Annotated in this window: 6 protein-coding genes; 3 read left to right on the top strand and 3 right to left on the bottom strand. The window is 54.2% G+C overall.

Annotation, left to right across the window (positions count from 1 at the left end; all coding sequences use genetic code 11):
• Positions 1–3: 3 nt before the first annotated feature.
• The gene (locus WFN87_RS20615) at positions 4–945 is read right to left on the bottom strand and encodes an AraC family transcriptional regulator (protein WP_336983602.1); all 942 of its coding nucleotides are present in this window, start codon (positions 943–945) and stop codon (positions 4–6) included.
• A 161-nt stretch (positions 946–1106) separates the two neighbouring features.
• Here WFN87_RS20615 and WFN87_RS20620 point away from each other — a divergent pair, with 161 nt between their 5' ends.
• Complete coding sequence (locus WFN87_RS20620; RefSeq protein ID WP_336983601.1) at positions 1107–1943, top strand: oxidoreductase; 837 nt, start codon at positions 1107–1109, stop codon at positions 1941–1943.
• A 64-nt stretch (positions 1944–2007) separates the two neighbouring features.
• On the opposite strand, the gene WFN87_RS20625 is transcribed toward WFN87_RS20620, so the two are convergent.
• The gene (locus WFN87_RS20625) at positions 2008–3534 is read right to left on the bottom strand and encodes a peptide MFS transporter (protein ID WP_213715329.1); all 1527 of its coding nucleotides are present in this window, start codon (positions 3532–3534) and stop codon (positions 2008–2010) included.
• A 522-nt stretch (positions 3535–4056) separates the two neighbouring features.
• Here WFN87_RS20625 and WFN87_RS20630 point away from each other — a divergent pair.
• Complete coding sequence (locus tag WFN87_RS20630; RefSeq protein ID WP_166995960.1) at positions 4057–5772, top strand: GNAT family N-acyltransferase; 1716 nt, start codon at positions 4057–4059, stop codon at positions 5770–5772.
• A gap of 115 nt (positions 5773–5887) precedes the next feature.
• Entirely contained in the window at positions 5888–6538 is a 651-nt protein-coding gene (locus WFN87_RS20635; RefSeq protein WP_336983600.1) for an epoxyqueuosine reductase QueH, read from the top strand.
• 254 nt (positions 6539–6792) lie between these two features.
• On the opposite strand, the gene WFN87_RS20640 is transcribed toward WFN87_RS20635, so the two are convergent.
• Positions 6793–6886 (bottom strand): IS1 family transposase (locus WFN87_RS20640; RefSeq protein WP_000306640.1); only part of this gene is annotated, 94 nt, incomplete at its 5' end.

Here is a 6886-nt window from a genome sequence, read left to right on the forward strand (position 1 = left end):
TCTTCAGTGGGAAGAGATAAATGCCGACTCTGCAAGCGGGGCCGGCATGGAAAAATGCTGCCGCATGCGCGCCACCTCGTTAAGCGGCGTGAGCCCAAAAAGACGCTTAAATTCGCGGCTGAACTGCGACACACTTTCGTAGCCCACGCGGGCGCTGGCCGCCGAAGCGGTCAGATCGTTTCGCAGCATCAACAATCTCGCCTGGTGCAGCCTTGTGGATTTGAGATATTGCATGGGGGAAGTATTGGTCACCGCTTTGAAATGGCTGTGGAAAGTGGGCACGCTCATGCCCGCTTCTTTTGCCAGAGCATCAACGTCCAGATGCGCATCAAATTCAGCATGAAGCTTGCGCAGCGCCTTCGCCACTTTGCCAAACTGCCCCTGCATCGTCAGCGCGCTGCGTAACGTCTGCCCCTGCGCGCCCGTCAGTACCCGGTAATAAATCTCCCGCATCATAGCCGGCCCCAAGAGATCGGCATCCAGCGGCGTCGACATCACCTGGAGGAAACGCAGTACGGAGGCGCTCATCGCTTCGTCCATCGGGCTGGACATCATGCTGCGTGGCTCGCAGGCCAGCTCAGTGCCTCGGCCATCGAGCGCGAGCATCACCTCCGCAGCCAGCGTAAAGTCTAACCTCATGTAGATAGCCAGCATGGGTTCTTCGGCGCTGGCCTCCGTTTCCATGGTGAACGGCACGGGCACGGAAACCATCAGGTAGTGCTGGGCATCATATAAATAGACATCCTCACCTAAAAAGCCCCGTTTACGCCCCTGCACCACAATCACAATGCCGGGCTCATAAAGAACCGGGGTTCGCATCAGCGGGCGATTAGAGCGTAAGAAACGGACTTCGTTCAGCGCGGTGAGATTGTAGCCTTCATGCGGGGTTAACCGATCCAGAAGCTCAACCATTTGTTTACTGGCCAGAAGGCTGGCGTTTGTCATAGCGGTTCATCTGGTTAAGGGAAATGTTGGCAGAGTCTGGCAGTGAAACCTCACCTCGTCCAGGCACCTCATAGGAATAGGCAAACATCAGAGAGGATCCAGGCTACTCACTCAGTCCTTCCGGCCCTACGATTTACTTCCCATGAGCAGAGGACATAATAATGAGCCAGTCGAAGTTATTTTTAATTACCGGCGTCAGCAGCGGCTTTGGCCGTTCGCTGGCAGAAGAAGCCCTGAAAGCCGGACACCGCGTGGTTGGAACCGTGCGTAATCACCAGGCGAAGGAGGCCTTTGAGGCGCTGGCACCCGGCAAGTGTTTTGCCCGAATTCTGGACGTCACCGACTTTGATGCCGCAGCCCCGCTGGCGGCTTCGGTGGAACAGGAGATTGGCGCTATTGATGTACTCGTCAACAACGCAGGCTACGGGCACGAGGGGGTGATGGAAGAATCCCCGATGAGCGAACTGATTCACCAGTTCAACGTCAACGTATTTGGCGCCGTCGCGATGATAAAAGCCTTTTTGCCTGGGTTCCGCACTCGTCGTACGGGCCATATTATCAATATCACTTCGATGGGCGGCTTTATCACCCTGCCCGGTATCAGCTACTACTGCGGCAGCAAATTCGCCCTGCAGGGCATCTCCGAAACGCTGAGCAAAGAGCTCCTGCCTTTTAATATAGCGGTGACCGCCGTGCAGCCCGGTTCCTTCAGAACCGACTGGGCCGGGCGATCTATGGTGCGAAGCCCTCGCAGCATCAGCGATTATGACCAGAGCTTCGGCCCGATTCGCGACGCGCGCCAGAAACGCAGCGGGCAGCAGCCGGGCGATCCGATCAAAGCCGCCAAAGCAATTTTGGCGCTTATCGACAGCCCTCATCCACCGGCAACCCTGCTCCTGGGCAGCGACGCCGTTACCTTCGTCAAAGAGAAGCTTGAGCGAATGGAAGCAGATATTGAGGCGTGGGAAACGGTAAGTCGTTCGACTGATGTGCGGTAGCGGCCCACAAAATAAAAAGGCCCGCTACCCCATAAAGGCTACCGGGCCAGGTGCTTAAAAACCGTTATTTGGCTTCGTTGGCGTCCGCGTTTCTCAGCATGTTTCTGACCGGAATAATCAGCGCGGCCAGCACAACGGCGCAGATAACCAGGGCGATAGAGACGTGGGAGAACAGCTCCGGCATCGAGCTAAGCTGATCTTTTTTGATGTGCCCGCCCATAATACCCGCCGCCAGGTTACCCAGCGCGCTGGCGCAGAACCACAGCCCCATCACCTGGCCGCGCATTTTCTGCGGTGCCAGCAGCGTCATGGTCGCGAGGCCGATTGGGCTCAGACACAGCTCACCGAGGGTCAGCAGCAGGATGCTCCCTACCAGCCAGAACGGGGACACGCCGCTCTGCGTCGCCAGCACCTGGTTTGCCGCCGCCATCATCACCGCAAAACCTGCCGCCGCAAACAGAATGCCGATAACGAATTTCGTCATGCTGCTCGGGTTCAAATTACGCTTAGCCAGCGACGGCCAGAACCAGCTGAAGACCGGGGCTAACAGGATAATAAACAGCGCGTTGATCGACTGGAACCAGATCGTCGGGATTTCAAAGCTGCCCATCTGGCGGTCGGTGTAATCACGCGCAAAGATGTTGAAGGAGGTCGGCTTCTGCTCAAAGGCAGACCAGAAGAACGCCGCCGCAATCAGCAGGATCAGGCAGGCCAGCAGGCGCGAACGCTCGCTGCTGGTTAAGCCCGCGAAGAAGAACATAAACAGGAAGTAGAGGCCCACGCAGGTAGAAATGATGTAGGCGGAGCTTTTCGCAATTACCGTCGGATTGAACGGAATCGTTCCGTTGGCGATCAACACTACCAGCCCGGCAAGCAGCGCCATGGCAAGCGTCACCCATTTACCGACGTTTTTACGCTCGGTCGTCGGGCGGTTCCAGGTGGAGTCCAGGCCGACTTCTTTGTCGTAGCGGCGCATTTGCGGAATGGCGTAGAAGCGGAAGATGAACAGCGCAACCAGCATCCCTAAGCCACCCAGGCCAAAGCCCATATGCCAGCCGTATTTTTCATGCAGCGGGCCGATGATCAGCGGGGCAATAAACGAGCCCATATTGATGCCCATGTAAAACAGCGAGAAGCCCCCGTCGCGGCGGGTATCTTCTTTTTTGTACAGCGTCCCGACCATGACGGTAATACAGGTTTTGAACAGCCCGGTTCCCAGGACGATCAGCAGCAGGCCGACAAAGAAGAAGGTGTTGCCCACGAATGCCGACAGCGCAATCGAGAGGTGGCCGAGGGCAATAATCAGCGAGCCATACCAGACGGCGCGGCGCTGCCCGAGCCAGTTATCGGCCAGCCAGCCACCCGGTAAAGACGTAATATACACACCGCCGGCGAAGATCCCGACAATGGCGGATGCCTGCTCAATCGGCAGCCCCATCCCGCCCTGAAGCAGCGCGGCGCTCATAAACAGAATGAGCAGCGGGCGAACCCCGTAGAAAGAAAAACGTTCCCACATTTCGGTGAGGAAGAGCGAACTTAACGGATACGGATGCCCGAAAAATGTTTTTGTTTTCGTCGCAGAGTGACTCATCTGTGAACTCCCATAGGTTATCTTTTTTTGATGCGGTGTTGATAAAACCCCGTTCCCGGCGTTCGGTTGCAGATTTTTAATCATAGGCTGGTCGTTAGCCAGCGGCGGCTACTTTAGCGTAGATCGTTGAAATATCATCAGGACGAAGAGTAACTTTAGTGTCTAATAGAGGTTTTTTAGATTAAAAATCGACTTAACTCTCATTTTTCATGATAAAAATCTCATTAAATGCGCTTTTATCTTGACAAGAAAATCTCAAAGAAACAAAAACAAAACCCATTAAAAACATAAGATTAAATACTAATCGCGCTTTTTCACGAAACACTCGCCATTAACCTACAACTCATCAGGGTTTACCCCATTACCTAAGCCAAAAATCGCGTTAACCCCCCCATCGATGTATCACTGCGGAATAAAAAACCGGCACCGCTTCTGCGCGTATCCCTGAAACATCACCTCACTGACACGAAAACTTCATCTTTTGCTTATACTTTCACCAACAGGAAGTTAGGAGGAGCTGACATGTTTAGTATCGATAACGTACTTGACGATCTTTGGCCTCAGGCTAAGCCTGCACCCTGGCAAAAAAATCTGTTAAGACGCCTGCTGCATGAGGAAGAGTTTCAGGCCTTTGCCGGACAATACCCTCATCTTCGTGGCCTCGACATGGTCGAACAGGTACTGGACCACCTGCAAATCCGCTGTAATATTTCTCCCCGTGAATTAGAAAATATCCCTGAAAGTGGCCCAGTGGTGATGATGTCCAACCATCCCACAGGCACGCTTGATGGACTGGCGCTGCTGTATGCCGTTTCCCGCGTTCGCCGCGATGTAAAAGTGGTGACTAACCGCCTGCTGAATCACCTCGAGCCGCTGAGTTCGCTGTTTATCCCGGTCGACAATATCAATGGCCGCACGCCTAAATCGTCCCTTGTGCAGATGGAACAGCAGCTGCAAAACGGCGGCGTACTGATCTTTTTCCCGGCGGGAGAAGTGTCTCGTTTATCCCGGGAAGGCATTGCCGAAGGGCACTGGCACACCGGCTTCATTAAACTTGCCGCGAAGTACCGCGTGCCGCTTCTGCCGGCCTTTATCCACGCGCGTAACAGCGCCCTGTTTTATGCTGGCGCGATGGTTTCCCCTGCGCTGCCGTTGCTGCTGCTGATGCAGCAAATGTTCCGCCGCCGCAACTCCACTTTGCCAATCACGCTTGGCCAGCGCATTCCCTGGGAAAGCTGGCATAGTCCACAGCAAATCCCTCGCGAACTGGCTAAAAAGTGCCGCCAGCACGTTCAGCTGCTGGGTAAAGGGCTGTCCGGCAAATTCACAACGGAAAGCGCGATTGCCCGGGCGGAAGACCGGGCCACGCTGCGCCGGGAGCTGGCTAAAGCCGAGTGTCTGGGCCGAACCGCCGACGATAAAGTGATTTATCTTTGGCAGCGAAACGACACCAAAGAAGAGGCTCCGCTGCTGCGCGAGCTTGGTCGCCTGCGTGAGATAGCATTTCGCGCCGTAGGTGAAGGCTGCGGCAAACGCCGGGATCTCGACAGGTATGATGACGATTACCTGCATTTAATCCTTTGGGATGAGCAGGACCTGGAGATCGTCGGCGCCTACCGCTTTATGCCTACCGCTCAGCAGATCAAAAAACGCGGTTTAGACGGGCTTTACAGCTATAGCCTGTTCCACTACGACGAAAAAATGGACGATGTGCTGCAGCACGGCATCGAGCTGGGGCGCAGCTTTATTCAACCTCGCTACTGGGGCCGCCGTGGCCTGGACTATTTATGGTCGGGGATTGGCGCTTACCTGGCCCGTTACCCGCAATATCGCTACCTGTTCGGCCCGGTATCTATTTCCGGTGGCCTGCCGCCGGACGCACGCGATCTGCTTGTCGCCTTTTACCGGCTGTGGTTCCCGGCGAGCCATCCGCTGGCCTCGTCCCGCAGCCCTTACCCGGCAAGCCTCCCCGACGTGCTGGCGCAGTTCAAGGGAGAGGATTACGGCGAAGATCTGACTCGTTTAAAATCCCTGCTCAGCAATATGGGCTGCGGCATCCCGACGCTGTATAAGCAATATTCGGAACTCTGCGAGCCGGGCGGTGTGCAGTTTATTGATTTTGGCAGCGACCCGGCCTTCAACAACTGCGTCGATGGGCTGGTGCTGGTGGATTTAACGTTCCTGAAAAAAAGCCGCTATGAGCGGTACGTCGGGATGCATTTATCAGGGCAGGAATAACTGTTAGCTGAGGTGGGAGAAGCAGTCTCCCGCCTCACCTTAAGCTGGCAAAGCCCATTGACCACAATTTTAGTGGTACAATCCACGCCGTTTTCCTTCTTTCCGCCAACATATCATGACAACCACCGAATTTAAGCGCCCGAAGCTTGTGCTACCGGACGGTGCAAACAAGCTGTTATTGCATACCTGCTGTGCGCCCTGCTCTTCCGAAGTCATCGAGGCTTTGCTTGCCTCGGATATCGACTTTACGATTTTTTTCTACAATCCCAATATCCATCCGCAAAAGGAGTATCTCATCCGTAAGGAGGAGAATAAGCGGTTTGCCGGGCAACACGGTGTGCCCTTCATCGACGCGGATTATGATGCCGATAACTGGTTTGCGCGCATGAAAGGTATGGAGTGGGAACCCGAGCGCGGCGCGCGCTGTACGGCCTGTTTTGATATGCGCCTGGAGCGCACCGCGCTGTACGCGGCTGAACACGGCTTCGAGTCGATTTGCAGTTCGCTGGGAATTTCACGCTGGAAGAATTTTCAGCAGGTTTGCGAATGCGGCCAGCGAGCAGCGGCGCGTCATCCGGGAATGTTTTACTGGACCCACAACTGGCGTAAGCAAGGTGGCTCCGCGCGCACGGTAGAGATCTGCAAACGCGAGCAGTTTTATCAGCAGGAGTATTGCGGCTGCGCTTATTCTTTGCGGGATGCCAACGCTTATCGAACATCGCAGGGGAAAGCGTTAATCAAGCCGGGTAACTATAAACATGTTTAAGAAAAGGGAATCAAGGGAACAATGCTCAAGTATTTAAACATAAAATTAGTGAACATATGAAATAACGGGAACCATTCCGAAAACTATCGCGTAGAGTCTGGTAAATAACCAGATGTAACAATTCTTCTCACTTGGAGCGGGTTAATCTATATGCGTTAGCGCTTTATCTATTGAGTAATAAATGAGCACCCAAAAATAAATTTAACGATGAAGTTGCGCCTTAATATATAGAGGCTAAGGGTAATGACTCCAACTTATTGATAGTGTTTTATGTTCAGATAATGCCCGATGACTTTATCATGCAGCTCCACCGATTTTGAGAACGACAGCGACTTCCGTCCCAGCCGT

Source organism: Cedecea sp. AS113 (genome assembly GCF_037152415.1).
Lineage (GTDB): Bacteria > Pseudomonadota > Gammaproteobacteria > Enterobacterales > Enterobacteriaceae > Cedecea.